Consider the following 26,421-nt stretch of genomic DNA (forward strand, 5'->3'; position numbering starts at 1 on the left):
AATAGGTGCCACACACGCATCTTCGCGGGCGAGACGCTCAGCGCCGCGACATTAAACAGACTGCCGGACGGGTTTGATCCCGCTGCCGTGAGTAGAGCGTGATCTGCGTAGAACGAGTGTTCCGGAGCACACCACGGATAAACGCGTGGTGATTAACCATTTCGTGCACCGTCCTCGCCGATGTGACTAAGGGGCGAGCAGGTGCTGGAGGGTCTCCAACATGATGTCTCTCACCGCCGTCCGAGTCGCCGCCCCGGTCATCCTCATCGCCTCGTGGGCCGCTCCATCTCTCGCACAGCCTGCCGCGAATGGCGGGCCGAAGCTCCTCATTCACGGCAACTACTGCGGGCCGGGCAACAACGCCCCGCTGCCGCCTATCGACGCTCTGGACGCAGCGTGCGCCCGCCACGACGCCTGCACGCCCGATGTCGGCCTACCATCTAAAGCATGTAATCTCCGGCTGGAACATGAGGCAGCCGCGATTGCTCGGGATCCTCGGCAATCGGACGATGTCCGCTCCTTGGCAGGCTTCGTGGCCTCGTTCGCCGCGTCAGCCGCGTCGAGCACCGCTCCGTCGGTGCTCCCGGCTAGGTTCGGTCGCTAAGAGACTGTAGGTCAGCTCCCTCCAGCCGACGCCATCGTCCGGCCCCGCTGCAGCACCACGTCCTTAAACAGGTTTTGCCGGAGGCGGAGGCTCATTCCGCCTTCGCCATCTTCCGCCCGTGGTTCTGCACCACGTCGCGGAGTAGGCTGGCTGATCGCACTCTCGGCTTGGTGGCCACATAGCAGAGGCGGGGTGCCCAGGAACAGATTGCTACTCCGTGTGCTTACTCATGAGATAGAGGTCGATATGCTGAAGGTTGGCCAGCTATGGCTAACCGGGTTGCCGATCCCCATCCTCATCTCAGCTTGGTTTTTCTTTTCGCGGGAGCGATAGCGCATGCCTTGTAGAATGCGTGTCCTGCTTGCTGTATCAGTTGTCGCCGTCATCGGCACAGGCGGAACTGGCATGGCGCGTGGCGGCGGCGCCATCCCTCCTGGCGGCCAACTGGCGGCAACAGCGCCCGGTGGGACGGAAGGCCTGGCGGGACCGAAGAATGTTGCTGACGCCGTCCGAAGCGGTAACGCCTATGGCTGGCGCCAAGGTGCAAGCCGGAATGGGGTCGAGTACCCCCACTATCGACCTCGGATAGGTAGGTATTGAAAGAAGCGGTAGCCCTTGGCCCATCACCAAGGGACTGGAGCGGAGGCGGAAACTCGCCTCGCCGGCGAGCTAGACGACCTCCCCCGCTAGCCCGTGATCAGATTGGGCGGCGGGGCCGAGCCGGCTGGTGCTCTATCAAGGGGTGCCAGTATGCCTGTGAAAGCTCAGCACGCTGGTGTTGGAACTCTCGCGCACTCGATCGGTTGGCTTAGCAACTGTACCAAGCAACACCGCCCCGTATTGCTCGGTATGGAAGCGCCCGACCAAGGATCATCTCCCCTTGGTCGGGCTTTTTTGTCTATCAGCAACATATTGATACAAATCTGCGACCACTTGCACTGCACATGATGGGATCCCGTGTGCACCAGGCCGAGTTTTCGGATCACGCTTCTGGATAGGAGATGATCCTGATGAAACGTCTTACTCTTGCATCGACAGCGCTGCTGGCTGCGATTGCGTTTGTTCCCACTGGTGCTGATGCCCGTGGCTTCGGCGGTGGTGGCTTCCACGGTGGTGGCTTTGGCGGCGGCTTCCGGGGTGGTGGCTTCGGTGGCGGTTTCCGCGGCGCAGGCTTCCGTGGTGGCTACGGTGGGTTCCGTGGCGGTTATGGCCGCTTCGGTTACGGCTATGGCCGCGGTTATGGCTACGGCGGCTACGGCTTGGGTCTGGGCCTCCTGACTGGTGCAGCCGTTGGATACGGCCTCGCCGGCGGCTACGGGTATCCCTACGGCGGTTACGGATATGGCTACGGCGGCCCCTACGGTGGGTATGCTCCGGTGGGCTATTACGGCGGCCCCTACGGCTATTACCGTCGGCCGTATGGCTACTACGGTTACTGAGGTTGGCGTCTTACGCCTGAGCTATATGCAGCTGGCTTACAAATGGCGCCATACACTCGCTCGTAACTGGGGTTTGGCATGATGCTGTTGGGCCACGTTGCGCAGCGGCCCACCGTTGGTGAGATCGGATGCTGCCCTGTCCCGTGATCAGATCGGGGCGGGGCCGAGCGCCCGGTTCTATAAGGGGGGCATGCTCATGTCGGTCGAGCCAGACCAAAAGTTGTCAGACGAGGAGCTCGACCAGCTAGCGCGCGAGCTCTTCGCCGAGGTCCGGGGGGAAACGTCCGAGGCCCAAGCGGAAAGGGCGCTACAGAGCGCCGGCGAGGTGGCTGGAGAGGTCGTTCCAATCCTGCCAGACTGGCTCCTGGAGGTTGGCGACGACGATGCCGAGGGCAATGGCGCCGCTTAAACAGCCTGCACTGCGGTCACGTTCGATAAGGGGCCACGAACGCTCAGCGGATATGCACAGCTGGATCGCAACTAGGCACGATCATTGGACATTGGAAGAACACAGTCGTATCGGCACCCCAAGGCCCCCACATGTTGCTTATCTCATCCCTCGTGGCAGGCACGTTCGTGCTCGCCACATCGTTCTCGCTCATTGCCGTCTTGACGGATTGAGCTTGCGCCGGGCGTGGGTGGTCGGCTTACGAGCCGATCCCCCGCGCCGCCAGAACGGTTCGAAGTGCTTCGGCGAGCCCCTCAGCCGCGAAGGGCTTACGCAGGAAGCGAGCGCCCATGGGCATCTGCTCAGCCCCCGGCCACTCCACCCCCGATACGATCAGGATAGCGAGCTCGGGCCAACGTGCCGCGACAGCCTTGGCCAGGGTAAAGCCGCTAAGGGGCTCACCAGCGAGGTCCACGTCTGCGATCATGGCCACGAGTTCGGGCCGAGCCGCCAGATGGGCCTGTGCGGCCTCTATGGTAGCAGCCTCGGCGACCTCGTAGCCAGCATCCCGCAAGGCTGCAGCCGCTTCCATGAGCTGCACGGGGCTGTCTTCGACAACCAGCACGGCTAGCCGCGGCGCAAGGGCGTCCGCCATTCGGGGTCTCCACACGATTGGTGCCGCACTAACGCAGCTGAACCCGATTGCGTCCCGTGGTTGAGGGGATGGTCTTCGATTGGAGCAGACAGTCAGCCTATGGCTTGCGGGTGCCGCGATGGTGTGCCGGTGAACGCGGCAGGCGTCAGCGGGCAGCCGGGATGGCTGCGCCGGTGCTGCAGCTTGTAGCTTCCACCAGAGGTGAAGTTGCCCGCGATGATCACCTGCCCATGGCAGGCTGGGCAGCGCTTCGGAACCATCCTGTAGATGGAACGCGCGTCCAGAAGACTGACGGCGCTCCATGCACCGTCAACCTCCACCTCGCACGTCTGCTGATCGGCCACCGGCACTACGCTCGATGACTTCAGACCCGGATCTCTTCTGCGTGTAGGCCACCGGCCCGCAGGTGATCCGGGATGTCTGCATGGTCGTAGTACCCGGCTTCGTGGGCCATGGCGTCGAGGGCAGCGATCGGGTCTGCGGCTGAGCCAGTCCAGAGGATCGTGCCTGTCGTCGCCTGGCGGATTTGGAACACCTTCATCACTACACCCTCCCACATATGTTGAGCGATCAAGCGTAGCGGCGTCCGCGACGTTCCAGCGCTACCTCAATCGGTCAGCATGCCGCATGGGTGGCGCTCCTTTGAGGATGGCTCAGGCGAAGTGCATCGGCAGTGCGAGGCCGACGAGGGCGACATACGCGCCGACGAGGAAGGCGCCAGCCGGGACAACGACACCGCTGAGCAGGACGACGCGGGATGAGAGGGACATGACAATCTCCACTGGAAGGGCGGCGGCTGCCGTCGTAGAGAGAGGTTTATGCCCAAGCTCCGCGGATCGATGTGCTGCGGGACACCCGGTAATTTGTTCGAATCCAGCTACAAGATCACGCGCAGCAGGGCAGCTTTCAGGGCCCGCGGTTAGGCGGCCGTGTAGCCCGCCCCCATGTCGGGATCGGTACCGGAAGCATCGATCTGCCGAAGTGCGTGCTGAAGCGCCGCCCGGGCGAATGCGATCTCGACTGGATCGGTGGGCATAATCAGAACGCCCCCCCCTCCGGCGGGACAACCGGGATCGAGACGAGCGTCGAGCCATCCCGGTCGGTTATCGTGACGACAACGGTTTGCTCAGTGCCGCGGCCTGGAGCGCGACCCCTCGGAAAGGTGACGACGTTATTCATCCAGTGAGCGTAATTGGACAATCTGGCTCAAGCCATCAGATTGCGGTGGCTCACGCAGGGCGCCGGCGTAGGGGTTCGGCAAGAGGAGTGACTGATGGGAGCGCTCGCCGGTGCCGATCGTTGCCCCTGCATGCGCACAGCCCTCATCGCCCTGATCGTGCTGGTTCGGTTCGGCCCTGATGTCGCCTATGCGATGCACCACACGCTCCCGGATCTAGATACATCGCGCCAGACGACCGCGCCGAAGTGGATCGTCAGCCCTCCCGCGGTCGTGGTGATACGGCCACCGACGCCCTGAGGCAGGCCCTGAGATGGGCGCGTTCGCAGCGGTCGGTCGCCGTAAGTAACTGACGGCGCTCTGGTTCTTCGACACGATCCACAGCACTTCACCGCCAAATCGCGCCCTCTGTGATCATCCGTTGAACCAAGGCCTCGCATCGGGTCTGTTCGCATTTGTTCTCATGCGACGGAGGGGCAGGTGCATCTCAATCGGGTCGACGAGTTGTTGATCCAGGGTTCGGATGCCGTGCGGGTTCCGCTAATCGGACACGCCCTGTGTGCTGGCTTCCCATCGCCGGCCGACGACTTCCTGGAAGGCGCGCTGGAGTTGCCGCGCTGGCTCGTGCCAAACCCACCCGCCACTTTCCTGTGGCGGATCTCCGGCTCCTCGATGGAGGGAGCCGGCATCTATGACCGCGACCTCGCCTGCGTGGACCGCAGCCTCAAGCCCAGCCACGGCAGCGTCGTGGTAGCAGCGATCGATGGCCAGATGAGCTGCAAGCGCCTGGTGATCGACGGCAACGTCGCCCGGTTGGCGTTCTGTAGCCCGGAGCTGCCCGCCTTCGCAGTCGACGAGCTGGGAGAGGGCCTGATCTGGGGGGTGGTGCGGTTCTCGATCCGCTGGCACGTCGCCCGGGGCCGACTGTCGTGAGCGTGCAGGCGCCGCGTCTGCGCGATCGGATCGGCGGCGGCGGGGCGGTGGCGCTGATCGACGGCAACAGTTTCTACTGCTCGTGCGAGCGGGTGTTCGATCCGAAGCTCGCCGCGGTACCGGTGATCGTGCTGTCGAACAACGACGGCTGTGCCATCGCCCGGAGCAGTGAGGCCAAGGCACTCGGCATCAAGATGGGCGATCCCTACTTCAAGATCCGCGAGATGTGCCGGCGACAGGGCGTGCGGGTGTTCTCCTCGAACTACACGCTCTACGGCGACATGAGCGGCCGCACCAACGCGGTCTACCGGCAGTTCAGCCCGCGGGTGGAGATCTACTCCATCGACGAGAGCTTCCTGAACCTCTCGGACGTGGCGCCAGGCCTACGGGTGGAACTCGCGCGGGATCTGCGCGCCACCGTGCGGGCCTGGACGGGGATCCCTACGTGCGTCGGGATCGGCCCCACCAAGACGCTGGCGAAGCTGGCCAACCACATCGCCAAGACCGTGCCTGAGCTGCAGGGCGTGTGCGATCTAACTGACCCGACTGCCTACGCGCACTGGCTCTGCCGGATCGACGTGGCCGAGGTCTGGGGCATCGGCCGAGCCTCGCTGGCGAAGTTGGAGGCCATGGGCGTCGAGAGCGTGGCGGATTTGCGTGACCTCGATCCTCGGCCGGTGCGCAAGGGCCTGACGGTGGTGGGCGAGCGCATCATCCATGAGCTGCGCGGGCTCGCCTGCCTGCCGCTGGAGATGGTCCCGGCGCGGCGGAAGGGCTGCGCGGTCACGCGGTCGTTCAGCAGCCGCATCACCGAACGGGCGGTCCTCGAAGAGGCCGTGGCCGCGCACGCCACCAGGCTGGGCGAAAAGCTGCGGCGCGAGGGGCTGGCCACCAACCACGTGTCCATCTTCTACCATACCAGCGAGCATGACCGGGACGCCCCGATGCGATCGGTCTCAACAACGGTCAGTCTGCCTGAGCACACGAACGACACGCTGGTGCTGATCAAAGCCGCCCGGCACGGGGTAGCCAAGACGTGGCGCGAGCCCGGGGAGCGGCCTTGGCGGTACTCGAAGGCGGGCATCATCACCAACGACCTAGTGCCGCTGTCGCACAGCCCCCGGGCGCTGATCGGGCAGATGGACCGCGAACGATCAGGACCGCTCATGGCGGCCATGGACGCCTGCAACGCCCGGTGGGGGCGCGGCGCGGTAGTACCGGCCCGATCCGGGCTCGTGACCCGGCGTGAATGGAACACCAAGTTCGAGATGCGCACGCCGCGCTACACGACACAGGTCACCGAGTTGCCGGTCGCCCACGCCTGAGCGCGTTGGTCCGAGCTGTGATCAGTTGCGCAACGGCTTCGCGCCGATGTCCAGCCGATAGATCGTCGTTGGGAATTTCACCGCCGACGCCTCGCCGCCGTTCATCGTCGGCGTCCGATTCATCTGCGCCGCAGGGATCCACAGGCCGCCCTGCTCGTCGATCCACATGGCGTCGACCCAGACCAAGCGCGGATCCTCCAATAGCGTGCTCATGCTCCCGTCCGGGGCGATCTTGAGGATGCGCAGCCCGTCCGTGTCGCTCGCGTAGATCGTCCCGTCTGCGTCGATCGCGGTCCCACCCGTCGCCACGGTGGCTGCGAACAGTTTCACGTGCTTGGCTCGCTCGGCGTCGCTCATGCCGGCATCGTCGAGATAGCGTGTCTCGATGCTGTAGAGCGGGCCGGTGCAGGCTTGGTAGTAGAACGTCTTACCGTCGGGGGAGACTTCGAGCTGATCGGCGTGGATGAACAGGAGCTTGCCCTTGTCGTCCCGCAAGGTGCGGCCCTGGCCGGTGAGCGGACGCTGCGCAATGGTCGACCAGTGCCCGTCGAGCGCGCGCCTCAGGGTTCCCGTGTCGAGATCGAGCACGATCAGCCCGGGCTGACCGGCATCCGTCAGGTAGACGTTGCGGCCGTTGAACCGGAAATCGTCGATGAAGCTCCGATCGGTCGTCCCCGCCTGCAGCGGGTAGACCCGGCGAACGGCGTTGGTCGCGAGGTCGATCTGCACGAGTTTGGGGCCACCTGGAAGCGGTGCTTCACCCATACCGGGTGCGCCTTTGTCGACCACCCAAAGATCGCCGTCCGGGCCGATGCGGATAGCATTGACCGCCACGAAGGCCTTGGCCGGGTCGTCACCCTGTTTCCAGGCGTTCCACGCCTCGTCCGGGAATGCGACAGGCTTGCCGTTGCGCCATTCGCCGAGTTCGATGCCCTTACCCTTCGTCTGGCGCTGGAATGGCGAGAACAGCCGGCCATCTTTCGCCTTCGTGAAGCCGTTGAACACCAAGCTGTCCGATTGCAGCATCGGCTTGAGCGCGTCGGGACCGACCTGAGCATCAGCAGCGTGACTGGGTAACGCTGAAAACCCAACGAGCAGGAAGGCGAGGATCGAAGAGCGGATCATGCGCGACCATGAGTGTCGTCGTTGCGGGGTACCCTGCTGAAGGCACGAAAGACCACCGGTGTTCCCGGGCGATTTTTGACAAGTGCGTTGGCTCTAACCCACGCTGGCGCGCCATTCCATCACGGCTCGCCCGGCCTTGCGCACCCGATCAGCGTTGATCCGTACAGCCAAAGCGAGCAGATTAAGCGCTCGGCATCGAGATCCGACGGCGCGATATGACTGAAAGCGTTCCGTGAAGCCCCACACCGAGCACCTGAAGGCGAAAGGCTAGCTGAACTGGCGATTGCTCGACCCTTCGAATCACGGCCCTACATCCTGTTCTGATCAGCGATGCCCCATCGGCCGTGATCGAACGGAGGATCGCCCCATGGCGAAACTTACCCTCGTCGCTTCCTTCGCCGTTCTCCTGGGCGGCACGACCTTGGCGCCAGCACAGTCCTTCATAGCGCCCGGCGGCGAGCCAGCGGTCACAGAACCTGGGGGCACCGAAGGACGGGACGGAAGGCGCAATGTGATTGAAGGGATTGAAGACGGTGAGGCTGTTGGCGTTCCGCCGAGAGCAGCAGAGGGCTATGAGGATGAGCGACGTGTCCGTCGCCGTCGCGATCGGCGCCCGGACGATGAGGACTAGATCCTTCGCTCTGATCCTATTCCACCGTCTAGTGGAATAGGCGCCGAGGGCGAAGCGACCCCGATCGTTGCGAGCGCTAGCCGACGTTCTCGTTGCTCGCGTCAGTAGCTAGAGGCGAGATCTCTTGGGCTATCTGCTCGCCGACCAACTGCAGGAGAATGCGAGCAGCCAACTGCATCTCACTCGTGCCATGCTTCTTCACTGCGTCATAGGCAGCGATACAGGCGTCCAGCATCGCCTCGGGGCCCGTATCCTCGGTCATCGGTTCCGTCGTCAGTAAATCTATTACCTGCCTATTGTCGGCGTGCGACGTTGGTGCAACCGGTAGTTTTACGGGGGTGCCATGCGGTTGAATTATTGCATAGCACGGTTGCAGGCCATTATCTGGCCTGCAATTCAAGCGTGCAATAGTCCTGTCCGGTTGCGTGGCTGATGGAGAGCATGGGAATGCCAAACGACCCTCGGCCAACGGTCTATGCGGGAAAGGGCGGGCCGCAGCTGCAACGAGTGGCCCAGGCACTCGAAGTGCCGGTTGAGGCCTTCTTTGGGGTAGCAGCTTTCAAGTCTGATGCTGCTGATGCGACCGAACTGCTGCGCCTCTGGCAAGCCATCCGAGACCCTGAAAATCGGCAGGGCCTCTTGCTCGCCGCTCGCGGGTTCGTCCAGCGTGAGGCCGATGCGCGCCTAGCCGCAGAATAGGATGGCCGTAGGCGAGGCAAGGTGCTTAAGGCGCCCTCGAAGCCGCTGGCGTCATCTTCGTCGAGGAGAACGGCGAGGGGCCGGGGGTGCGGCTGCGGAAGGCGTAAGGTCAAACCCTCATGAAGCGCGATATGGATTTCATCCGAAACATCCTACTCGACGTCGAAGCAGGGAAAATGCAGACGCGATATGAGGAGCTGATAGGCAAGACGGATGAGGAAAACGGACTAGAACTCGACAAGCTCCGCTATCATTACAAGCTTATTGCTGATGCCGGATTTGTAACTTGCATCAAGGATTTGTCGCTGGGCCAAGTGCCGATCGATTTAACATGGTTGGGCTGCGATTTCGTAGACACGATCCGCGATGATGATGTTTGGCGAAAAACTAAATCTGGCGCCTCGAAGGCAGCCGGCGCAGGTTTCGGCTTCATTGTCGAACTGGCGAAAGGCTACGCTAAGGCTGAGCTGCAGAAACTCGGGCTACCATTAAGCTGATCCGTGAGTTTGGCATGGCAAAATCAGGTCTATACGGCGATCGCTGGAAGGCTGTGGGCAATTTGGGCGGCGGAGGTCAGGGCGATGTTTACCGCGTCGTCGACACCACCGGCGCGCTTTCGGGGGAGTACGCGCTTAAGCGTCTCCGAGATCTGCGGCGTCTCGATAGGTTCAGGAACGAAGTCGAGGCCCTGAAGAGGCTTCAGCACCCGAACATTATTCAGCTGATCGACAATTCAGACCTGATGGCCGAAGGCGACAACGAGAGGCATTACCTCGTGATGCCGATCGCCGCTGAGCGTGATGCGGAGCGGCGCCTCCCTATCTTCACCGGCAGTATCGAGAACACCGTGAGAGTCGGCCTGCAAGTGGCCAAAGCCTTACAAGCAGCGCATCAACAAAAGGTCACGCATCGCGACGTCAAGCCGGCAAATATTTTGTTTCCGGATCAGTCGTTCAACGTCTGGCTCAGCGATTTCGGGATCTGCCACCTCGAAAAGGCCGAAAATGACACTCCGTTTGGAGATGTGATGGGGCCTAGGCGTTTCGCTGCGCCGGAGATCGAAGCTGGGCGTGCCGAGGAAGTGCCTCCCGAGGTAGACATTTACTCACTAGGTCAGACCTTGTTTTATCTGCTTAGTGGCGGGCGAACTTTCCATCGTGAGGAAGTCAACGCGACGACCTACGACCAGTCGTTTCCACCGGGAGAGCAGAGCGAGCTTTTACGAGCGCTGTTCTCGAACATGGTCGCGCTACAAGAACGTCGTATCACCGATATGGGCGACGTAATCGTGCGCCTAGAGCGGGTTCTGTCGTGGACTGGCGAGGCGAAAACTCACGGGATCTCGGGGGATGTTCGAGGCGCCATACTGGCGGCGAAGCGCAAAGTGCAGGACTTCGATAAAGCCCATCATGATTTGCAGCGCAGGCGCGAACTTTATGACGCAATGCGCAAGCGGGTGGTCGAAAGTATCAAAGACACAATAAATGGGCCTATGAAGGCTGCCGCTGACCTGATTGCGGAGGGCGGGGAACTTGCGGTGAGAGTCACAGAAACCAGTCCGGCCGGTTTTAATATCGCCTTCGGCACACTGCGCGCCAATCCATTTTTGTCAGTCTGCCTGACCGTCTCCCGCGCGCAGCGTCAACACAAGATCAGTGAACTTCAATTTTGGCTGTGTTCTAAAAGGGTCGTTAGAGTAACCGTACAAATGAATACAGCTCGCCCATCAACCAACGCCGAGCCCACTGACGAAGAGTTTTTGCTTATTCCGCTGACGCTAACGACCTACAAAGGCGCGCCTCAAAAGTCCTATGCTGCCTTCGGGATCGATCATCCCAGAATTCCGATGGAAATACAAAATCATAGCCTGTCCGTCGACACTAGGAGCTTGTTCGGGTGGCAACGACAGCCGCCATCCCAAAATCAAAGGATTGAAGTAGCTATGCTAGAATTTAAATTATCCGATTGGCCCGAAAAACAAGGTGACGTCATCAGTCACATCGACTCTGTCATTGGTGTTTTTATTGAGCAGACCTTTTCTGACTTGACTTGAGCGAGCTGCACTTCATCACCTCCATCTCGGCGGCTACCCTGCTGGGATGCGCAGGCCCAGCACCTCGTGCGCGTGCACCAGGGCGCGGCCCACGATGATGCAGTGATTTACGAGTGCATCATTCCCAATGTCGTGCGCCTCCAGGGGCTCCCAGATCCGTAGGCACATGGCTTTCCCGCCCGCGCCGTCGTGGAGGGCAAGGTAGAACGGCGTCGGGCCGTCGCCCTTCTCCACCAACAGTCCGAGACGAATGCCGGGAGCCTCATAGATGCACCGAACTTCGTCGTACACGACGGCGGGGTTCAGCTCGTAGGTCGGAAAGCGATCGGGCTCGACCTTCTTCCGGAACTCGATGACGTTGGACATGGGGCCTCAGGCGAGAACGGGGCGCAGGTTCCGGATCAGATCCGAGGTGTGGTAGCCCTGCGCGGTTCCGACATGCTCGGCCGCGCGTTTCGGGTCGTCCACACCACTGACGTTCACGTCGCCCTGCTTGACCGTGATGTGGTTCGTCTTGCTGTAGTCGGAGCTTGATACGTTCGGCGCCACCGGTCGAGCGAACGACGGAAGGCTGCCGCTCTGGAATACCGGCGGGACGCCCTTCGGGAACACGTCCTTCACGGTCATGGCCGGCGGCTTCGGCGCTGCTGGTGCCGGCGGCGCGCTATCCGCCCGCTGCAGCCGATCAAGGAACGGCTTACGGATCTGGTAGGCCAGCGCGTGCTTCTGCGGGTTCTCGAATTTGGCGATGGCTTCGTAAAGTGCTTGGCCGTCAGTCTGCGCATTCATGATTGCCCGATACGCGTGGTTGTGGCTCACCGCGCCAGGAAGCCCCAGCATCTCCATCCGGTGATACTGTTGCTGTATCTGCATATCCCTCCAATCCTTGCCCTGCGACACGGCGAATTTCTTCAGAAGAGGGAACCGTGGGTTGCCGTTGGCATCGCTCCACTGAGCCGTGCCGTGGGCGTGCCCACTGTCGCCATCGGGGCCGCCTGGATCGAGGTTCAAGCCGCTTTCGCCCTGCATCGTGGCGATCATCGCCTGCGCTTTGCCCTTCGGCATGCCTTCGCCACCCTCGGCGACCGGCCGTTGCAAGAAGTCCATCCATGAGGCCACGCGCTGGGCGCCGACCGCCGACATACGGCCGCGAGCCGCCCGTCGACCGTCGTTGCCTGTGTAGCTTCCGTCGAGCGCCGCGGCCTCGCCTCCGTTGGCATGCGCTTCCGCGCTGCCACCACCGAGTGCGCGTTTAACGGCACCGTAGGCTCGCCGAGCAAGACGCTTGGCGGCACCCACTGCCCCACCCGGCGAGGCGCCGGCGTGATCTTCATCCCACTGGTCCGACAAGCCCGGCTTGAGGGCATTCGGCGTGGCGAGATCGGCGCCGACCGCCGTGCCGACAGCGACAGCTCCCGCCGTGCCAGCCCCGATGCCGAGGATGCGGAGCAATGTCGCCCAACCGGCGCCGAGGCCGCCGAACGCCCCGAGGATCTTCGCAAGCCAGGTTGTCGCCACGAACGTGCCGAATAAGCCCAACGCCAGCTTCATCTTGTCGACGTTGGCCTCAAATTTCCCCGTTTCCTTGTTGAAGTCTCCGAACGCCAGCATCAGCTGGTCAAACCACTTTTTCGCCTCTGGGCTGGTGACTAGTTCCAGCAAGGCCTTCGCCAGTTCCAGCACCACCTGCGCGATGTGCGCGATCACTTCCGCGATCTGATCACCGTGCGCGTCGAGCCAATCCACGAACTTCTGGAAGCCGTTGTTCTCGCCCTCAAATAGCTTGGACGCCACCTTCTGCCCGATGATATCGAGGCTAGCGCCGAGCGAGCCGAACGTGCGCTGAAGCGCGGCCGCATCCTTAGCGGCCTTGTCCGGATCTAGACCCGTGCGCCGCAGCTTTTCGTTGTACTCCTCAGTATATTTGTCCAAGCCCTGAATGAGAGCGCGGCCGGTCTTTTCATCGATGCCTAGATCCTGAAGGTAGGCATCCTGAAGATAGCCGGGCTTATTCTTCAGAGCTTTGCCGAAGTCCTGAAACAGAGCGTCTGCGGTACGCTTCACACCGTTGGCGTCGGTGGTCTTGATCCCAAGGCGTTCTAGCATTGAGTAGGTGCCGGGCGACTGCCGCAGGGTCCGCGCGAAGTTCTCCAAGGACGACACCCCTGCGCCGACGCTGGACCCCATCTGTGAGGCCGCATAACCGATGGCCTGGATGCTTCGCACGGTCGAGCCGGTGCGCTGACTGGTGAAGTTCAGCGTGTCGAAGGACTCAGCCACTTTGACTACGCCCGCGTGAACCGCCAAGGCGGCCCCTTCAATCGCAGCGCCAATTCCAACAGCCACCTTAGCGAAGTCGGCGAGGCGCGCTTTCGCGGCCTTAATTGCCTCGGCCTGCTTCTTGTCCGCCTCACCGCGGCGCGCATCCTCGTCTTTGGCGTGCTGAAGCGCCTCCTTGGCGAGCTTCAGGTTTGTCTCGCGGGATAGGCGGGCGACCTCCTCCTCGGTCTTGGCTCCGGCCCAGCGGGCGTCCTCAATCGCCTTTTCGGCCTTGATGACGGCCTGCTCATAATCTGCGACCGACTTCTTCGTGGCCGCTAGCGAGGCTTCATCAGCCTTCCAGCCGATCGCAAGCATGAATGAGGAAAGAACATCGCCTGCCATGGGCCAATTCTCAATCTGTCAGATACTGGCGGAGGTTCTGCGGGGTGTAGCCGCTCTTGTCCGCCGCCAAACACGTCATCTCGTTGAACCAAGGGCCGCCCGGGCCGCCGTGAGTGTCGCCGATGCGATTGATGACATAAATCTTGTATCGGCCATCTGCATCGAGCGACGGTATCTTGGCGTTATTCAGTTCGCCTGTGTAGCTAAGGTCTGGCGACGCCTGCTGGATTGAGCTGTTGTTAATGCGAAGTACACACCCTGGCGTCACGCGAGGGTTGATCAGCGACCTTACGACAATCCCACCGGGCGTCTGCGTTGGTAGCCCGATGAGGCCGGTATCAGAATTCAGCACCACATCGCCGCCGGGCAACGTGCCGTCCTTCGGCAGGATTTGAAGCTGGCCGTTCTGGATCGACCATTCTGTGCCGGTGGCCTTGGCTGTGTCCCGCAGGATGTCTTTCGAGGGACCAAACAGAATGCGAGGGCCGTTGAATTTGGTCGGCGGCAGGCCGGCGATGTAGCCGCGAGCCACGTCGTAGGCCTTCATCGGATCGAGTGCGGCATTGACCACGTCGGCGTGCGTCCAGCCGGGCGGCAACGCCTTGCTGGTCACCGCATAGTTGTACGCTTCGTCGCCGTCGCCGCAGAAGATATCTAATCGCTTGTCGACGGGCGTTTCCTGGCCGAACCGGCTGAATTTGATGTTGCCTTGGAAGATGATGCCGGCATTCTGTTCATACCCTGCCGACAGGCTAACACGGGTATATTCTTTGTTGATGAACTGCTGTGCTGTGGACCGTGAGACATTGTAGATTGAAATCTCGGCCGTGTTCGGAGTTTGGCGGGTCTGCTGGTCGACACGAAAAGCGACGCGCAGGGTCGAGAAATCTCGGGATCCTGAGCTACCCTGAACGGTCAAGTTGATCTTGCGGAGGTACTGCAGCGTCACCGGCCGGGCCCCTTCTCGCGGATCGAATAGGTGATGCTGCGGCGGAGGAGCCCCTTGTCGATGAGGGGCTTCTCGCCCGTGCGGCCGCGGGCCTTGCGAGCTTTCAGCGTGCGCGGGCTCAGTGGCGGGAAGGGCCCGTCCAAGAGCTTTTGTTGAACCGCATCGACTGCGATCAGCCCAACGGCATTGAGGGTGGCATCTACAGCGCCCCGATCCCCAGCCATGGCGAGTGGGATCGCCTTCTTGAGACGGGCGGCCACCGCCTCTTTCACGCTCTCGACGCCGGGCAGCAAAAAGGGGCGAGCCGGGATGTTCTTTTCCGGCACGCCAAACTCGTTGAGATAACCCAGCGTGGCATTGTCCGGTGGGTTTGGCTGCCCCGGCTCTGCGGAGCGCTGACTGCCGCCGGGGATGCCGACCAACACCTCGCGCGTCAGCAGGTCGTTGAACGCGGCCGGTATCTCAAACTTCTTGATGACAGTTACCGGCTTGATCTGGCCTGCATGCGCCTAGAGCGCCGTGATGGTGGTTGCCGGCGCCGGCTCCGAGACGGGACCGCGCCGGCTGGCAGGGTTGTTGGTTCACGACACTCGCTGCCTTGTCGTGCCCGACCCATGGAAGCCGGGAACCGCACCGGGGAGGACTCACCCGAGCGCAGCGTCTGCATCCGTCTCCAGCGCCCGCTGGAAGCCGAGCCACGTCGTCGTGGCACGCGACAGGAGGTCGGTCGGCTCGTTGGTACGGAAGCCAGTGAAGGTCTTGGCGAGTTCGGCCGTCTCAGGCTTCAGCCGGTAGACCGAGACCCCGGCGCCACCGTGCATCCGCTGAAGCGCATGGGCTGCCAGCTCGGCACGGCGATGGATTGCGCCGGCCTTCCGACCCTCGGCGGCAATGTCCTCGGCCACCGCCTCGATCACGCCCCGGGCTGCGGCCTGAACCTGAGCCTCGGCCTCGGCAAGGGCGTGGCGCTTGGCGTCCAGCACCTCGCCGATCGCAGCCACGGCCTGCCGGGCGGCGGCAGCCTTCACCCGGGCACGATCACGCTCGTGACGAGCATCGAGGCTCGCCGGATCGGGGGCGAGGTCGGGCTGCTCGCCGCCCTTCTCCGACCACTCTGTAATCTTGCGGGCCAGTTCGTCACCGCCGTCCAGTTCGGCAAGGCGACCACGGCTCTCCGCGAGGATGGCCTCGTGCTCGACCGCCTTGGCGTTCGCCAATGCCCCTTCCTTCGCCACAACAGCCTCACGGGCGCCTGCGCGGCGGTCGAGGGCATCTCGGAGCTTGGCGCGCGCCTCGGCCTCTAGTGCCGGCATTTCGGGCACCGGGCGGGCGGACTGCTGATGGGCGTCGAGCACCGCCAGCGCCGATCCAGTCTGAGCCGCAAGCGAAAGCTCGGCGGGCGGGCGGGACACATCCAACAGGGCCCGCTCGGCCAGGAAGGCGTTGAGTTCGGCATGGTTGCGCGGAGCCTCGCGCAAGGCTGGGGCGGCGCTGCTCCGCGTCGGCAACACCGTCACCCGAGCGTCGGACGGCTGGTAGAGCGTCCGATCCACGGCAGGCGCAGGGGCAGCGGCCGGCACGGGGACTGCAGCCCGAGAATGGTCACGACGGTCAACGTCGGCAGCCGGGGCGGCGCTGTTGAAGCGCGGAACCTGCGGGGCGAAATCGTGGACGGGGCTGCTCATCGGGTGGTCCTTCCGAAAAACTTGTCGGCCGCTTCCTGCCGGTCTTTGTTCTGCTGGCGCTGGCGCTGAGCACGGTCGCGCCACGCCTGGTCGAAGGCGGCGCGATCACGGACGGCCTGCACTTCGGGCGGCGGATTGGTGAGGTACGCGCGGGCGTCGGCGAGCGCCTTGCGTTCAGCGACCCGATCCGTGGCAGCCTTCAGCGTGTCGAGGCTGCTATGGATTCTGTCGAGCACGCGCTGGAGCTTCTGAGTACCCGATGGCTGCCTACGTCTGGGCGCTGCGTCTCGTGTCGGGATCGCGATGTCGATGGTGCTGCTCCGCATCTCAGATGCTCCTCAAGCGGTAGGTGGAGTGATGGGCGGGATGGGCTCGCCCGGCAGGAGCAACGGGTCGGAGAACCCCATGCTCGACTGCCGGGCTTCGCACCGAACGACAGGACAGGGAGACCGTCGTTCGATCCGGCGAATGAGGTTGACCGCAACAGGGCTGGTGGTCGCGCTAGTCATCGAGCAGCCTCGCCCACATGCCGGGGTCGTAGTCTCCGGGCTGCTTCTGCAGGCTTACCAGCACACCGGCAGCGGCGTTCGCCACGTCGTCGTGCGCGCCCTTCATCTGCGGGTGGTCGATGATGTCCTTGCCGCTGCCACGGGTGGTGCGGCGCTCCAGCGAGACGAGCTGCTGCTGGAGGTTCGGCACGTTGAGCAGCCGACACCGCTGACTGTTCAGCAGGGGCAGGAATTCGCGGTAGATGTCGGACTTCGACCGCTCCGAGACCTCGTAGGTGATCCCACGGGTCTGGAACCGCTCCCGCGGCCACTCGCCGGCATAGCGGTCGCCGACGACCCGATCGATGCCGTAGGCTTTGCAGAGGCCCGCGAACTCCTCCACGATGCTGTCGGGCGAGACCGAGCGGATCTCGCGAACCGCATCGAGGATCGCCAGTTCGCCCTCGCTGTGCCCGATGGCCAGCGTCATCGCATCGGCGCCTCCACCAGCCAGATCCACGAAGGCGCTGTAGGTGGTGCCCCCGATCGGGCCGATCTCGCGCAGATCGCCCGGCACGCAGGCCTGCACCGCCTCAAGGCTGACGAAGGCCTCGACATCCCGGCGGAACTCGGCGCCATACTCGGCCGAGGCGGCAGCCGGGTCGCGGGTGTAGGCCCGCTTCACCACCGCAGGATCCAGTCCCGGGTTCATGGTCTGCGAGGGGGCCCGCAGCACCAGCACCGTCGCATCACCCGTTGCCCCGTAGTCGCGCTGGTAGGTGCGGTACAGCTCGCCCTTCCGAGCATAAGGGCTGGACAGGACACACAGCGGGCCCCCGGTCGTCGCTAACCCAGGGCGGATGGCGTCGAGGATCTCGGTGTCCGGATTGGCGCTGTTCTCCAAGTGCCAGAACGCCACCTCATCGCAGAGCGCCGCCGCCAGGGTCTCGCCGCGGATCGTCTTGTAGTTCGCGGGGCGGACCTCGATGTCGACGCCGGCCCGCAGCCGGATGGTGTCGACTGTGGGCTCGCCCTCGACCATGTCCCGCATCTCATCCGAGTGCGTGAACACGCCCAGCACGTAGCTGAACACCTTCGCGGCCTGGACCGTGGTCGAGGCCATAATCGGCAGCTTTACCCGCTCGCCGGGGGCTGCCAGGGCGCCGTAGTCCACCAGCCCAGCGAGGTAGGAGCCGAGCACGCTGAAGGCGCGGGATTTGCCGCCGCGACGGCCCACGATGCCCCATAGCTCGTCGACGGGACGCTCGGGCTCACGCTCGCGGCCGGTCAGGGCCGTGAAGATCACCCGCTCATCGTCGGTCAGCGGCTCGCCCCGGGAGGCGATCAGGATGGCACGCCACGGCGTCCAGGTCTCGCCGGGCAGGATCTCTCCGAAGATGGCGGGATCGGCCAGGGCCTCGCGCATGGTACAGAGGGGGCGGCAGGCTGGGTTCATGCCGGGCGCCTCGCATAGCGCTCACGCAGCCCAGGACGCTCAGGAGCCTTCGGAGGCCCCATCCTGCGGGCCTGTCGGTCCATGCGGTCGCCGATCTGGCCCAGGGCCTCCAGATCGACGTTCTGGCCACTCGCCATGGCCGCGTGCAGCTTGGCTAGCTCCACGGCTAGGCCGGCATAGGCCCGGGCAGCCTCGCGCTGGGTGACCGACATGCTGGCCTTACCGCCGCGCTCGGCCTCCACCTCGTCCAGCACGGACTTGTAGTGCCTCGCCGCCTCGGTGCTACCCGGCACGGTCACGAGGAACGGCCGGCTGCCGTTGGCGAGCGCCGAGCGCTGCTTGGGCGAGCGGGTAGTGGCAGGTTGAGCTTGGAGCGACATTCGACCGACCGATTATGTTTCGTTAAATATAGTCTCGGTCCAATGATTTGTCCAATATTGATATTTCCCGTTCCTGGACGTTCGCAGTCGTTCCCTGGCGTTCGCCTGTTCTCTTGTCAGACCGCGCGGTATCAGAATTCGGAGGGCCAATAGCCAGGCATTGGACGGTGGTCTGTGCCGTGCATGAGCTGAACGCCAACGGGAGGTGGACGTGGCGGACGACTACATGATCCGAGCGGCCCTGGGCCGAGCGAAGAAAGACTTCCGGTGCGCCTCAGCGTGGATAGCCTTCGAGCAGCACAATCGCCTGGTCCGGCAGGGCTGGAAGGTGCACATCTTCAATCCGGCTCGGGACCAACTGACCGCTGACCAGCTTGAGGCCGCGGCGCAGGCTGAGATCGGCAGCGCCGTGAACGGTGAGCAATCCGGTTAGAAATGCCCGTGATCGTGGGGCGCGATGTGGGTAGCGCTCAGAGCGAAAATCTAAATCACTGACGTTGCTATATTTTTCGGTCTCGGCGGCGGAAGGCCCATCCGCCGCTAGGGTTTCCGAGGGGGCGAGTTGCCCGCGCTAGATTTTTAGAGGGGTGCGGCTCGCGTGTGAGCGCCGTCTCACAACCCCGATTCGACCGATCCCGTACAGCGCACGCCGCCTAAGTCGGCTCGATCGCGTCGCTGATTCTACTCGGCTCGAGTCCCGTTCAGTGTCGGTGCTTGCTCGGTTCTGACGGGCGACATACCCACCACCGCACCCTGCCGTGCCCTAACATCTAACGCCAACCTAACATCTGGCTAACATGTTAGGCGTGTGCCGGACCTAACCTAACCTAACACCCCCTCTAAGAGGGTGTTAGGTGTTAGGGCACGAGGTTAGGTCTCCAGATCAGCTCATCGCGCTCTGCAATGGCCCCTACGGCGGCCAATCCAGTGCGGATGCGGCTGAACGCTACACTCGGGTTGGAGTGAGCCCGGTCCAGCACACCGCGGCGGTAGAGCTCCTCGCGCCAAGCGTCCCTGTGAACCGCATTGGTTTTGGTCGGAGCCCCACAGGAATGTGGCGCTGGCTTCCCGTGGCTGATCAGCGCTTCGGATAAAGCTTCCAAAGCAACGCGTTGCTCTGGCCGCAATGGTTTACGCGGCCGCTCGACGACAGGCGAACCGCCGGTAGCCTCTTCCGGCCTAACGATGCACGACGTAATCGGCTCGCCCGCATCGTCGACGCCGACCTCGACGCGCTCCAACCGGCAGGTGACCGTCTCGCCGTCAGGCCCGTCCTTCATCAGCTCGACGGTGCAGCTCAGGAAGCCGTCGCCGAGCTTCTTCACCGCAAGCTGGGCGTCGACCGCGCCGGCCAAGGCAGAGTGGCCCCGGGGGCGGGTGCCTTCGAGCCCGCAGTGGTGGACGATGACCACCAGGCAGCCGAAGGCGTCGCGGATAGAGTCTGCGGCGCGCACGTAGGCGGTCATGTCCCGGTCGTCGCTCTCCGAGCCGGTGAAGCTGCGGTTGAGTGTGTCGAGGCAGACAACGGCGGGCGGCTTGCCGTTGGGCAACTGCGCGCGGATCGCGGCGATCAGCTCGGCGGCGTCCGCGACGAGCGCGAGCGTCGCCGGCATCAGGTAGAACGGCACCTCGCCCTCGAATGAATCCAGGTGCGCCTGCTCGAAGGCGACCTTTCGGGCCTCAAAGCCCTGCTGCCCCTCCAGCGCGCAGTAGACGATGGTGCCGGGCTCGACCCGGTGGCCCTGGTACGGCCACCCGAGCGCGACGTGCATCAGCATGTCGAAGGCCAAGAAGCTCTTGCCGCACTTGGGTGGGCCCCACACCACAGTGAGGCCACGGATCGGTAGCAAGCCACGGACACGGAACCGCGGGCTGGTGCTCAGTCGGATCTGGTCGAAGGCGATGAGGGGGAAGCGCCCCACGGCGGGGCGCTCCTTTTGCTGATGAGGCTCGTCGCCGAATCGAGCATCCAAGTCGTCGGCGGCGTGCGACCAATCCGAAGCGGGGCTATTGTAGGCGCGTTCTGACACTAGGCGCCTCCGCGCGAGCCGGAGGGACTGAGCAACGCCGCGGCGTCCGCCGCGCTGCTAAGCGCGACGGCGGCCTGGCGCAGCGCGTACCGAAGAGCGCGTGCGTCCCCTATCGCCGCCATCTCCGACGCCATCCGTGAATAGGCTTCGGCGATCGACGCGGCCTCGGCGACGGCGTCGTAGGTGTGAACGGCCATCGCCGCCCGTTCGGGGCTATGGAAGGGCGCGTTCATTCTGCGCCTCCCCGGCTGATCGTATCTGCAGCGAAGCGAGCCAAGAGAGCAGCGTCGCTGCGCCCGTGGTCTTTCTTCCGGCTGAAGCTCTCGGCTGAGGCCGGGAACAGCCGCTGGGCTAGCGCCCGACCGGCCTCCTTCGGATCGGCGGCACCAAGAATGCCGTGATGCCGCTTCCAGACCGACGGCGTCACCAAGTGCACCGGGAGGTGGCACAGCGTGGCGACGGTCTTGGCGGTGGCGTAGGCCGCGCCGATGCCGAACGCCTGCTTGCACCCGTCGCGCGGCTGCGGTCCCTGCCGCTCGACCGCGGCGAGCGCCGGGCCGAGCTGTCGGATCCGCCGCTCCAGAGCGTGCGCATCGACCTCGCCGTTCACCACCGGCATGTCGTCGACGGATACCCGCTCCGGGTAGGCCGGGAAGTAGAAGGCGACGGCGCCGGTCAGCCCGGGGTCGATCGCCACGATGCAGATCTCGGGAGCGGTGCTCATGCCCGGCCTCCATCGAAGGTTCGGGCAAAAGCACGCAACGCGTCGCGCTCCGATGCCTCGGCGACTTGAAGCGCCATCAGCATAGAGTCCGGGATGTGCCGCTTGATCGACGCCTCGACGAGATAGCGAAGGTCATCCGGCGGCAGGGCATCCAACTCGACGCTGTCGCCCTCGAACCCGATCGCGTGCGAGTTGCCCTCGCGCTTGGTCGGCCGGCTCGGCAAGCCAAGGATGCGGATCTGATCCGGCGTGACCGCCATACGGGTGAAGGTCACGTTCTCGTCGTAGCCTGAGTCCGCCGCGATCTCGTCGATGTAGGTGAACAGCTTCCGCTGCGTAGCGGCACTAGCGGCTACTCCGCTCGGGTCATGATCACCGAACTCATAGATCACGCACGGGCGTCCGTCGGCACAGATGCCCTCGGCAGCCTCGTGGAGGTAGGAGTCGGATGCGAAGCCCCGGGAGACGTACAACGGCACGTCGTACACCTGCGTCACGTCCATGATGATGCCGGCCAGCGCGTCCTTCTCGCACCAGACCTCCACCCGCTCCTCGACCTGAGAGAAGACGGATCGCCGGTAGGTCTCGGCGGTCAGGTGCAGCGCGTGCTCGACTCCATGATAAGTACGCGGGCGGCGCACCCACCGGGTGTTGTCGGAGATGTCGGCCCATGGGATCACGCCCTCGCGGCGCAGCTTCAGCAGCTGGTGGCCGACCATGGCGTAGGACTGTTCGGTCTTGTCGACGATGCCCTGGACCGTCAGGGCGTAGAACAGCTGACGGAGAGTCATCGGCTTCTGCAACGCCACGGTGTTCACCATGGCGCGACGCATGACCGCCAACTCCATTTTGGAGCGGCGCTGACGCTTTATCGAGCTAGCTGGATAAACTGAGTTGAGGGGCGAGGCGCTCATGCGGCGCCTCCCGCTTCACCAAGCCACCGCGGGAGGGCGAAGACCTTCACCATCCGGTTGGCGAACGCCCTGTAGCGGGGGTGGCCGTCCCGCCAGTCGCGGAACCACGTCTCGCGGAATGGCCGAAGCCATGCGATCCCAGCCTCGCGCCACTCCTCATGCTCGGTCAGGGCGTAGAGCGCGGCTGCCTCGATGCAGTCGATTTCGGTTTCGCAGAGATGTTCGAGGGCGGCCGTGAGCACGATCGAGAGGCCGAGCGGGTAGATCTCCTCGACGATCGCATCGCGGCTCCAGGTCGCCTGCTCCTGGTTTTCGCCGATAAGATCGATGAGGAAGTCGGCCCGGTCGCACCACCGGAAGCGGTCGAGCATGCCAGTGGTCCACGCCTCGATCGGCACGTCGGCTTCCATGCCGCTGACCCGCGGATAGGCGGGCTCGCGCGGTTTCGAGAGCGGCACCTTGGGGATGAGGCCACCACCGTAGTCCTCGAAGTCGGGCATGCGCCCGAGGCGCTGCGCATCTGCCGCGAAACGCTTGCGCTCCGCCACGTCGTGGATGCCGGCGAAGATCGCAGTGCCATCCATGCTGAACAGGACCTGCTCCGGGTCGGCCGGATTGATCTGGTTGGGCAGGTAGACCGGCACGGTGACGCCGTAGGGCGTGGGGAAGGTGCCGTAGGGCTTGGATGCGTTCATCGCGTCGCCCTCCATGTGTCGAGGGACGGGTACGCGAGTTCGGCGAGCGCCGCCGCGGTGGCGGGAGGGAGGCCGAAGCGGCTGGTGAGCCTATGGACGCGGAAGGGGGCGGGTGCTATTTCGGAACGGTCAATCTGGCGAGATAGACATTCCGAGGGACGTGAGCGCTGGCCGGCGCTCCGTCCCTCAACTTGTTTCTGGGCCATGCGGCTACGCGGCCTCCTGCACCAGAGACGCCACGTAGGCGCGCAGGCTCTCGTCCGTGACGAAGCTCGATCGGCCGATGTGGACGACCTTCAGCTTCCCCTGCTCGACCAGCCGGTGGAACGTGGTGTTGCTGACGCTGAGGGTGTGCTGAGCGTCGAGGCGGCGATGCAAAAGCTTTCCCGTTGGCGCGCGCAGGTCGACTGCGGCGCCCTGAACTACTGCGTTCATGGCGGTTATCCTTGGTAGCCCTCGGAACTTCCGGGTACGATCGAAAGCTAAGGACGCGGATCTACAAAGTCATATGGACGGTTTGGTCTGCTTTCGGGACCAATTCGTCCGCGTAGCTTTGAACGAGCGGATCACCACCTTCGCGACGCCGTCAACGGATGCGTCGACCTTCAAGATATGGAATATATTTTCAAGAAATAACTCAAACTTGCTTATAGTGGCGATGTCTTCCCTAAAATTTCTGGATGGATTCTCCCCAGTGATCCAGTAATAATAATTTGCACAATGGCTTGCGATTGCCTCTGCTCTATGTCGTTCGCTACCCTTGCCGGATTTTTGATTTTTCTCCGGTATATCTGCGAGGGAAACATTTGACATATTTTTCGCAAAATCTATCGCATTCTGCATAGAAGCTCGAACGTCCCAAACGCTTGTTCCAATTTCGATTGCTTTACCGAACGTTGGGCTGTGAAAGGCTAGAAGTGACTGCTCGGCTTTTTCCATCGCGCGCTTAAAGCTTTCAATCTCGCTTTTGACGACGGATCGCTTGGCTTTAGTCATGCCGTTGTGAAATGGCATAGGCCATGGCGAGGACTGAGCTACCTTCGCAGACCAGCGGCGGATGTCTGACTCGCTTCTTGGATTGCTGGGATCAGCAGGAAGGCCAGTCATCACAGTAAAGATTTGCTCAGCTAAGTCCTCAAGTCGTGCTTTACGATCAGGATCGTGGCCTGGCTCCCAAGTCATAGGGCCACTCCGTTCTGATCGCACCACGAAGCCCAAGCGTCCATCAACTCGCGCCGCTTCTCGAACAAGTCGCCGCGCCGGTAGGCCCGTTCGGTTGCATCGCCGACCATGTGCGCCAGCGCCATCTCGGCGAGTTCGCGCTGGTATGAGGTGCACTCACCGGCCCAGTCTCGGAACGACGACCTGAAGCCGTGAACGGTCACGCCAGTGTCCCTGATATCGGCGAGGGCGTTCCGCAGAGCCTTGTCGGTGAGAGGGCGACGGCTCCGGGCGCCAGAGAAGACGAAGGTATCATCGACGCCCTGCATTCGGTCTAGGACCGCTAGCGCCGCCGCCGACAATGGCACACGGTGTTCGATGCCAGCCTTCATCCGCTCGGCCGGCACGGTCCAGATGCCGGACTCCATGTCGATCTCGGACCATCGGGCGCCGAGTACTTCACCGGAACGGGCGGCCGTCAGGATCGTGAATTCGAGCGCGCTCGCCGGGATCGAGTGCCGCTTCCTGAGATCGGCCATGAAGTCGGGCATCTGCTTGAATGGGACCGCCGCATGATGGACGACCCGCTTCACCTTGGACCGCTTCGGCAGCAGGTTGGCGAGGTGGCCCTTCCAACGCGCAGGGTTCTCGCCGCGCCGGTAGCTATTGGTCGTCGCCCAATCGAGGACGGATTCGATGCGCCCCCTCACCCGGGTCGCCGTCTCGGCCTTCGTGGTCCAGATCGGCTCCAGCACCTTCATGATAAGCACGGTGTCGATCGCCTGCACAGGTAGGTCACCCAGCACAGGATAGGCGTGGTTTTCCAGAGATGACGGCCACTGCGCTGCATGGATGGCATTGCGCCACCCGGCTTTGTGGGCAGCAACGTACTTCTCGGCGCAGGTGCGGAAGGTGACGGATTTGGCAGCCGCGATTGCTGCCTCCTGACGCTTCTCCTTTCGGACCTCAACTGGGTCGATACCGTCGGCCGTCAGCTTGCGGCACTCGCGGGCGCGCTCTCGCGCCTCGGCCAGGCTGAACGTGTGTGCGGAACCGAGCCCCATCTCCCGAGCCCTGCCGGCAATCTTAAAACGGAAGATCCAGCTCTTGCCGCCCTTGCCAGCGACTTGGAGCCAAAGACCGTGCCCGTCGCCGTACATCCCCGGTGTCTTCAATCGAGCCACACCGAGGGCTGTGAGCTTACCCTGCATAGGATCTACACCCGCTCTGTTACCCACACCGTAAACACGGATTTGCGGGAACGCCAGCGAGCCGCTGGGCACTTCGGGCACAAAAATATTCTTTTCTAGCAGCTGCTTGCGAGACTGCCTGGGACGTCGAGGGACGGCGTTACCGAGGAGGTCGCCTCCGCGGCGGAGGAGCTCTCCAGCGCCGTCGAGGAGATCAACCGGGCCGCCGCGCAGGTCACGATCGCCCTCGACCAGATCACCAAGGGGGCGCAGCAGCAATCGGCCGCGACCCAGCAATCCTCGGCCGCGATCGCGCAGATCGAGCGGCGCGCCCAGGTGACCCAGACGCTGGCCGGCACCGCCGTGGAGAAGGCGCAGGCGATCTCGGGGCTGCTGATCGAGAACAAGGGCCTGGTCGATGGGATGATCGAGGGCCTCGAGCAATCCGTCGAGGCCGGCCGCGTCAGCCGCGACCAGATCGCGTCCCTGGAGCAGGTCAGCCGGCGCATCGACAAGATCGTGGACGCCATCACCACGGTCTCGATCCAGACCAACATGCTCGCGGTCAACGGCTCGGTGGAGGCGGCGCGCGCCGGCGAGTTCGGCAAGGGCTTCGCCGTGGTCTCGACGGATATCCGCAACCTCGCCCGGGATTCCGCCGAGAACGCCGAGCGGATCAAGGACACGGTCAAGACCATCCAGGACACGATCGTGTTCGTGCGCGGCGATCTTCAGGAGATCGCCGAGAGCGCCGCCACCGAGGTCGAGAAGAGCGGCGCGATCTCGCGCAACCTCGACGCGGTGGTCAAGGACATGGCCGAGGTGCTGACGGGCAACCAGGAGGTCCTGACCGGCGCCGACGGCATCACCCGCATGGTCCGGGAGGTCCAGACCGCGATCGAGCAGGTCGCCGCCGCGGCCCAGCAGGCGGCGCGGACCTCCGCCGAGGCCGGCATCGCCGCTGCCGAGCAGGGCAAGGGCGCCGAGCAGCTCGCCGCCGCGATCGAGGAGATCGCCTCGCTCGCCGACGAGCTCCAGGCCGCCTGAGCCGAACCG

General features: G+C 63.7%; 30 protein-coding genes and 1 pseudogene. 10 read left to right on the forward strand and 21 right to left on the reverse strand.

The window, feature by feature from the left end:
* The first annotated feature begins 223 nt into the window (after nt 1–223).
* Both MKL11_RS30450 and MKL11_RS30455 read left to right on the forward strand, forming a co-directional pair.
* On the forward strand, nt 224–604 hold the full coding sequence (locus tag MKL11_RS30450; RefSeq protein WP_243950822.1) for a hypothetical protein: 381 nt from the start codon (nt 224–226) through the stop codon (nt 602–604).
* Between the two features lie 1,001 nt (nt 605–1,605).
* Entirely contained in the window at nt 1,606–2,043 is a 438-nt protein-coding gene (locus MKL11_RS30455) for a hypothetical protein (protein ID WP_243950634.1), read from the forward strand.
* 647 nt (nt 2,044–2,690) lie between these two features.
* On the opposite strand, the gene MKL11_RS30460 is transcribed toward MKL11_RS30455, so the two are convergent.
* The 3 genes from MKL11_RS30460 to MKL11_RS30470 all read right to left on the reverse strand — a co-directional run bounded on the left by MKL11_RS30460 (nt 2,691) and on the right by MKL11_RS30470 (nt 3,627).
* Nucleotides 2,691–3,086 carry a response regulator gene (locus MKL11_RS30460; RefSeq protein ID WP_243950636.1) on the reverse strand — a complete coding sequence of 132 codons (396 nt, stop codon included), beginning with the start codon at nt 3,084–3,086 and terminating at the stop codon, nt 2,691–2,693.
* A gap of 92 nt (nt 3,087–3,178) precedes the next feature.
* Complete coding sequence (locus tag MKL11_RS30465) at nt 3,179–3,430, reverse strand: hypothetical protein (RefSeq protein WP_243950638.1); 252 nt, start codon at nt 3,428–3,430, stop codon at nt 3,179–3,181.
* A gap of 20 nt (nt 3,431–3,450) precedes the next feature.
* The gene (locus MKL11_RS30470; RefSeq protein WP_243950641.1) at nt 3,451–3,627 is read right to left on the reverse strand and encodes a hypothetical protein; all 177 of its coding nucleotides are present in this window, start codon (nt 3,625–3,627) and stop codon (nt 3,451–3,453) included.
* A gap of 768 nt (nt 3,628–4,395) precedes the next feature.
* On the opposite strand from MKL11_RS30470, the gene MKL11_RS30475 reads away from it, so the two are divergent.
* The 3 genes from MKL11_RS30475 (at nt 4,396) to MKL11_RS30485 (ending at nt 6,521) form a co-directional block, all read left to right on the forward strand.
* Entirely contained in the window at nt 4,396–4,563 is a 168-nt protein-coding gene (locus tag MKL11_RS30475; protein WP_243950643.1) for a hypothetical protein, read from the forward strand.
* A 180-nt stretch (nt 4,564–4,743) separates the two neighbouring features.
* Nucleotides 4,744–5,196, forward strand: a complete 453-nt coding sequence (locus tag MKL11_RS30480) for a LexA family protein (protein ID WP_243950645.1) — start codon at nt 4,744–4,746, stop codon at nt 5,194–5,196.
* Nucleotides 5,193–6,521 carry a Y-family DNA polymerase gene (locus tag MKL11_RS30485; RefSeq protein ID WP_243950647.1) on the forward strand — a complete coding sequence of 443 codons (1,329 nt, stop codon included), beginning with the start codon at nt 5,193–5,195 and terminating at the stop codon, nt 6,519–6,521. Before MKL11_RS30480 ends, MKL11_RS30485 begins: the two co-directional genes overlap by 4 nt.
* A gap of 21 nt (nt 6,522–6,542) precedes the next feature.
* On the opposite strand, the gene MKL11_RS30490 is transcribed toward MKL11_RS30485, so the two are convergent.
* Nucleotides 6,543–7,643, reverse strand: a complete 1,101-nt coding sequence (locus MKL11_RS30490) for an SMP-30/gluconolactonase/LRE family protein (protein ID WP_409565939.1) — start codon at nt 7,641–7,643, stop codon at nt 6,543–6,545.
* 710 nt (nt 7,644–8,353) lie between these two features.
* Complete coding sequence (locus tag MKL11_RS30495) at nt 8,354–8,539, reverse strand: hypothetical protein (protein ID WP_243950653.1); 186 nt, start codon at nt 8,537–8,539, stop codon at nt 8,354–8,356.
* Nucleotides 8,540–9,008: 469 nt separating this feature from the next.
* Here MKL11_RS30495 and MKL11_RS30500 point away from each other — a divergent pair.
* The 3 genes and pseudogenes from MKL11_RS30500 to MKL11_RS30510 form a co-directional block, all read left to right on the forward strand.
* Nucleotides 9,009–9,083 (forward strand): annotated as a pseudogene (locus tag MKL11_RS30500) (transcriptional regulator); the annotation flags it as partial.
* A gap of 12 nt (nt 9,084–9,095) precedes the next feature.
* Nucleotides 9,096–9,473: a DUF2513 domain-containing protein gene (locus tag MKL11_RS30505; protein ID WP_243950656.1), complete on the forward strand. Its 378-nt coding sequence runs from the start codon at nt 9,096–9,098 to the stop codon at nt 9,471–9,473.
* A gap of 14 nt (nt 9,474–9,487) precedes the next feature.
* The gene (locus tag MKL11_RS30510; protein WP_243950658.1) at nt 9,488–11,029 is read left to right on the forward strand and encodes a protein kinase domain-containing protein; all 1,542 of its coding nucleotides are present in this window, start codon (nt 9,488–9,490) and stop codon (nt 11,027–11,029) included.
* Nucleotides 11,030–11,062: 33 nt separating this feature from the next.
* Here the strand turns inward: MKL11_RS30510 and MKL11_RS30515 are convergent, their stop codons facing one another.
* The 8 genes from MKL11_RS30515 to MKL11_RS30550 form a co-directional block, all read right to left on the reverse strand.
* Nucleotides 11,063–11,395 (reverse strand): hypothetical protein, encoded by a 333-nt coding sequence (locus MKL11_RS30515; RefSeq protein WP_243950660.1) that lies wholly within the window; start codon nt 11,393–11,395, stop codon nt 11,063–11,065.
* Between the two features lie 6 nt (nt 11,396–11,401).
* The gene (locus MKL11_RS30520; protein WP_243950662.1) at nt 11,402–13,693 is read right to left on the reverse strand and encodes a phage tail tip lysozyme; all 2,292 of its coding nucleotides are present in this window, start codon (nt 13,691–13,693) and stop codon (nt 11,402–11,404) included.
* Nucleotides 13,694–13,703: 10 nt separating this feature from the next.
* Nucleotides 13,704–14,642, reverse strand: coding sequence for a phage protein (locus MKL11_RS30525; protein ID WP_243950663.1), 939 nt, complete (start codon nt 14,640–14,642; stop codon nt 13,704–13,706).
* Nucleotides 14,639–15,067 carry a hypothetical protein gene (locus MKL11_RS30530; protein ID WP_243950665.1) on the reverse strand — a complete coding sequence of 143 codons (429 nt, stop codon included), beginning with the start codon at nt 15,065–15,067 and terminating at the stop codon, nt 14,639–14,641. Before MKL11_RS30530 ends, MKL11_RS30525 begins: the two co-directional genes overlap by 4 nt.
* 219 nt (nt 15,068–15,286) lie before the next feature.
* On the reverse strand, nt 15,287–16,327 hold the full coding sequence (locus tag MKL11_RS30535) for a hypothetical protein (RefSeq protein ID WP_243950667.1): 1,041 nt from the start codon (nt 16,325–16,327) through the stop codon (nt 15,287–15,289).
* Nucleotides 16,324–16,653, reverse strand: a complete 330-nt coding sequence (locus MKL11_RS30540) for a hypothetical protein (protein WP_243950669.1) — start codon at nt 16,651–16,653, stop codon at nt 16,324–16,326. Before MKL11_RS30540 ends, MKL11_RS30535 begins: the two co-directional genes overlap by 4 nt.
* Nucleotides 16,654–16,828: 175 nt before the next feature.
* Nucleotides 16,829–18,271 carry a hypothetical protein gene (locus tag MKL11_RS30545; RefSeq protein ID WP_243950671.1) on the reverse strand — a complete coding sequence of 481 codons (1,443 nt, stop codon included), beginning with the start codon at nt 18,269–18,271 and terminating at the stop codon, nt 16,829–16,831.
* Nucleotides 18,268–18,651, reverse strand: a complete 384-nt coding sequence (locus tag MKL11_RS30550; protein ID WP_243950673.1) for a hypothetical protein — start codon at nt 18,649–18,651, stop codon at nt 18,268–18,270. The genes MKL11_RS30545 and MKL11_RS30550 overlap by 4 nt, the downstream gene beginning before the upstream one ends.
* 211 nt (nt 18,652–18,862) lie before the next feature.
* On the opposite strand from MKL11_RS30550, the gene MKL11_RS30555 reads away from it, so the two are divergent.
* Entirely contained in the window at nt 18,863–19,084 is a 222-nt protein-coding gene (locus MKL11_RS30555; protein WP_243950675.1) for a hypothetical protein, read from the forward strand.
* A 424-nt stretch (nt 19,085–19,508) separates the two neighbouring features.
* Here MKL11_RS30555 and MKL11_RS30560 read toward each other — a convergent pair whose 3' ends face one another.
* The 8 genes from MKL11_RS30560 to MKL11_RS30595 all read right to left on the reverse strand — a co-directional run bounded on the left by MKL11_RS30560 (nt 19,509) and on the right by MKL11_RS30595 (nt 25,386).
* The gene (locus MKL11_RS30560; RefSeq protein ID WP_243950677.1) at nt 19,509–20,681 is read right to left on the reverse strand and encodes an AAA family ATPase; all 1,173 of its coding nucleotides are present in this window, start codon (nt 20,679–20,681) and stop codon (nt 19,509–19,511) included.
* Nucleotides 20,681–20,914: a hypothetical protein gene (locus tag MKL11_RS30565; protein WP_243950679.1), complete on the reverse strand. Its 234-nt coding sequence runs from the start codon at nt 20,912–20,914 to the stop codon at nt 20,681–20,683. The genes MKL11_RS30560 and MKL11_RS30565 overlap by 1 nt, the downstream gene beginning before the upstream one ends.
* The gene (locus tag MKL11_RS30570; RefSeq protein WP_243950681.1) at nt 20,911–21,405 is read right to left on the reverse strand and encodes a hypothetical protein; all 495 of its coding nucleotides are present in this window, start codon (nt 21,403–21,405) and stop codon (nt 20,911–20,913) included. The genes MKL11_RS30565 and MKL11_RS30570 overlap by 4 nt, the downstream gene beginning before the upstream one ends.
* Entirely contained in the window at nt 21,402–22,319 is a 918-nt protein-coding gene (locus MKL11_RS30575) for a hypothetical protein (RefSeq protein ID WP_243950683.1), read from the reverse strand. Before MKL11_RS30575 ends, MKL11_RS30570 begins: the two co-directional genes overlap by 4 nt.
* Nucleotides 22,316–23,014, reverse strand: coding sequence for a hypothetical protein (locus MKL11_RS30580; RefSeq protein ID WP_243950685.1), 699 nt, complete (start codon nt 23,012–23,014; stop codon nt 22,316–22,318). The genes MKL11_RS30575 and MKL11_RS30580 overlap by 4 nt, the downstream gene beginning before the upstream one ends.
* A 210-nt stretch (nt 23,015–23,224) precedes the next feature.
* Nucleotides 23,225–23,449, reverse strand: a complete 225-nt coding sequence (locus tag MKL11_RS30585) for a helix-turn-helix domain-containing protein (RefSeq protein ID WP_243950688.1) — start codon at nt 23,447–23,449, stop codon at nt 23,225–23,227.
* Nucleotides 23,450–23,518: 69 nt separating this feature from the next.
* Nucleotides 23,519–24,196, reverse strand: coding sequence for a hypothetical protein (locus tag MKL11_RS30590; RefSeq protein ID WP_243950690.1), 678 nt, complete (start codon nt 24,194–24,196; stop codon nt 23,519–23,521).
* The gene (locus MKL11_RS30595) at nt 24,193–25,386 is read right to left on the reverse strand and encodes a tyrosine-type recombinase/integrase (RefSeq protein WP_243950824.1); all 1,194 of its coding nucleotides are present in this window, start codon (nt 25,384–25,386) and stop codon (nt 24,193–24,195) included. Before MKL11_RS30595 ends, MKL11_RS30590 begins: the two co-directional genes overlap by 4 nt.
* A gap of 315 nt (nt 25,387–25,701) precedes the next feature.
* Between MKL11_RS30595 and MKL11_RS30600 the strand changes: the two genes are divergently transcribed.
* Nucleotides 25,702–26,412: a methyl-accepting chemotaxis protein gene (locus MKL11_RS30600; protein ID WP_243950692.1), complete on the forward strand. Its 711-nt coding sequence runs from the start codon at nt 25,702–25,704 to the stop codon at nt 26,410–26,412.
* Nucleotides 26,413–26,421 lie beyond the last annotated feature (9 nt).

Origin of the sequence: Methylobacterium sp. J-077, assembly GCF_022829365.1 — a bacterium.
Classification (GTDB): Bacteria; Pseudomonadota; Alphaproteobacteria; order Rhizobiales; family Beijerinckiaceae; genus Methylobacterium.

Excerpts from the sequence above, each read along its gene's own strand:
- MKL11_RS30450 (WP_243950822.1), top strand. The coding sequence starts at position 224 with ATGTCTCTCACCGCCGTCCGAGTCGCCGCCCCGGTCATCCTCATCGCC.
- MKL11_RS30455 (WP_243950634.1), top strand. The coding sequence starts at position 1,606 with ATGATCCTGATGAAACGTCTTACTCTTGCATCGACAGCGCTGCTGGCT.
- MKL11_RS30460 (WP_243950636.1), bottom strand. The coding sequence starts at position 3,086 with ATGGCGGACGCCCTTGCGCCGCGGCTAGCCGTGCTGGTTGTCGAAGAC.
- MKL11_RS30470 (WP_243950641.1), bottom strand. The coding sequence starts at position 3,627 with ATGAAGGTGTTCCAAATCCGCCAGGCGACGACAGGCACGATCCTCTGG.
- MKL11_RS30475 (WP_243950643.1), top strand. The coding sequence starts at position 4,396 with ATGCGCACAGCCCTCATCGCCCTGATCGTGCTGGTTCGGTTCGGCCCT.
- MKL11_RS30495 (WP_243950653.1), bottom strand. The coding sequence starts at position 8,539 with ATGACCGAGGATACGGGCCCCGAGGCGATGCTGGACGCCTGTATCGCT.
- MKL11_RS30505 (WP_243950656.1), top strand. The coding sequence starts at position 9,096 with ATGAAGCGCGATATGGATTTCATCCGAAACATCCTACTCGACGTCGAA.
- MKL11_RS30510 (WP_243950658.1), top strand. The coding sequence starts at position 9,488 with ATGGCAAAATCAGGTCTATACGGCGATCGCTGGAAGGCTGTGGGCAAT.
- MKL11_RS30515 (WP_243950660.1), bottom strand. The coding sequence starts at position 11,395 with ATGTCCAACGTCATCGAGTTCCGGAAGAAGGTCGAGCCCGATCGCTTT.
- MKL11_RS30520 (WP_243950662.1), bottom strand. The coding sequence starts at position 13,693 with ATGGCAGGCGATGTTCTTTCCTCATTCATGCTTGCGATCGGCTGGAAG.
- MKL11_RS30535 (WP_243950667.1), bottom strand. The coding sequence starts at position 16,327 with ATGAGCAGCCCCGTCCACGATTTCGCCCCGCAGGTTCCGCGCTTCAAC.
- MKL11_RS30540 (WP_243950669.1), bottom strand. The coding sequence starts at position 16,653 with ATGCGGAGCAGCACCATCGACATCGCGATCCCGACACGAGACGCAGCG.
- MKL11_RS30545 (WP_243950671.1), bottom strand. The coding sequence starts at position 18,271 with ATGAACCCAGCCTGCCGCCCCCTCTGTACCATGCGCGAGGCCCTGGCC.
- MKL11_RS30550 (WP_243950673.1), bottom strand. The coding sequence starts at position 18,651 with ATGTCGCTCCAAGCTCAACCTGCCACTACCCGCTCGCCCAAGCAGCGC.
- MKL11_RS30565 (WP_243950679.1), bottom strand. The coding sequence starts at position 20,914 with ATGAACGCGCCCTTCCATAGCCCCGAACGGGCGGCGATGGCCGTTCAC.
- MKL11_RS30570 (WP_243950681.1), bottom strand. The coding sequence starts at position 21,405 with ATGAGCACCGCTCCCGAGATCTGCATCGTGGCGATCGACCCCGGGCTG.
- MKL11_RS30575 (WP_243950683.1), bottom strand. The coding sequence starts at position 22,319 with ATGAGCGCCTCGCCCCTCAACTCAGTTTATCCAGCTAGCTCGATAAAG.
- MKL11_RS30580 (WP_243950685.1), bottom strand. The coding sequence starts at position 23,014 with ATGAACGCATCCAAGCCCTACGGCACCTTCCCCACGCCCTACGGCGTC.
- MKL11_RS30585 (WP_243950688.1), bottom strand. The coding sequence starts at position 23,449 with ATGAACGCAGTAGTTCAGGGCGCCGCAGTCGACCTGCGCGCGCCAACG.
- MKL11_RS30590 (WP_243950690.1), bottom strand. The coding sequence starts at position 24,196 with ATGACTTGGGAGCCAGGCCACGATCCTGATCGTAAAGCACGACTTGAG.
- MKL11_RS30595 (WP_243950824.1), bottom strand. The coding sequence starts at position 25,386 with ATGCAGGGTAAGCTCACAGCCCTCGGTGTGGCTCGATTGAAGACACCG.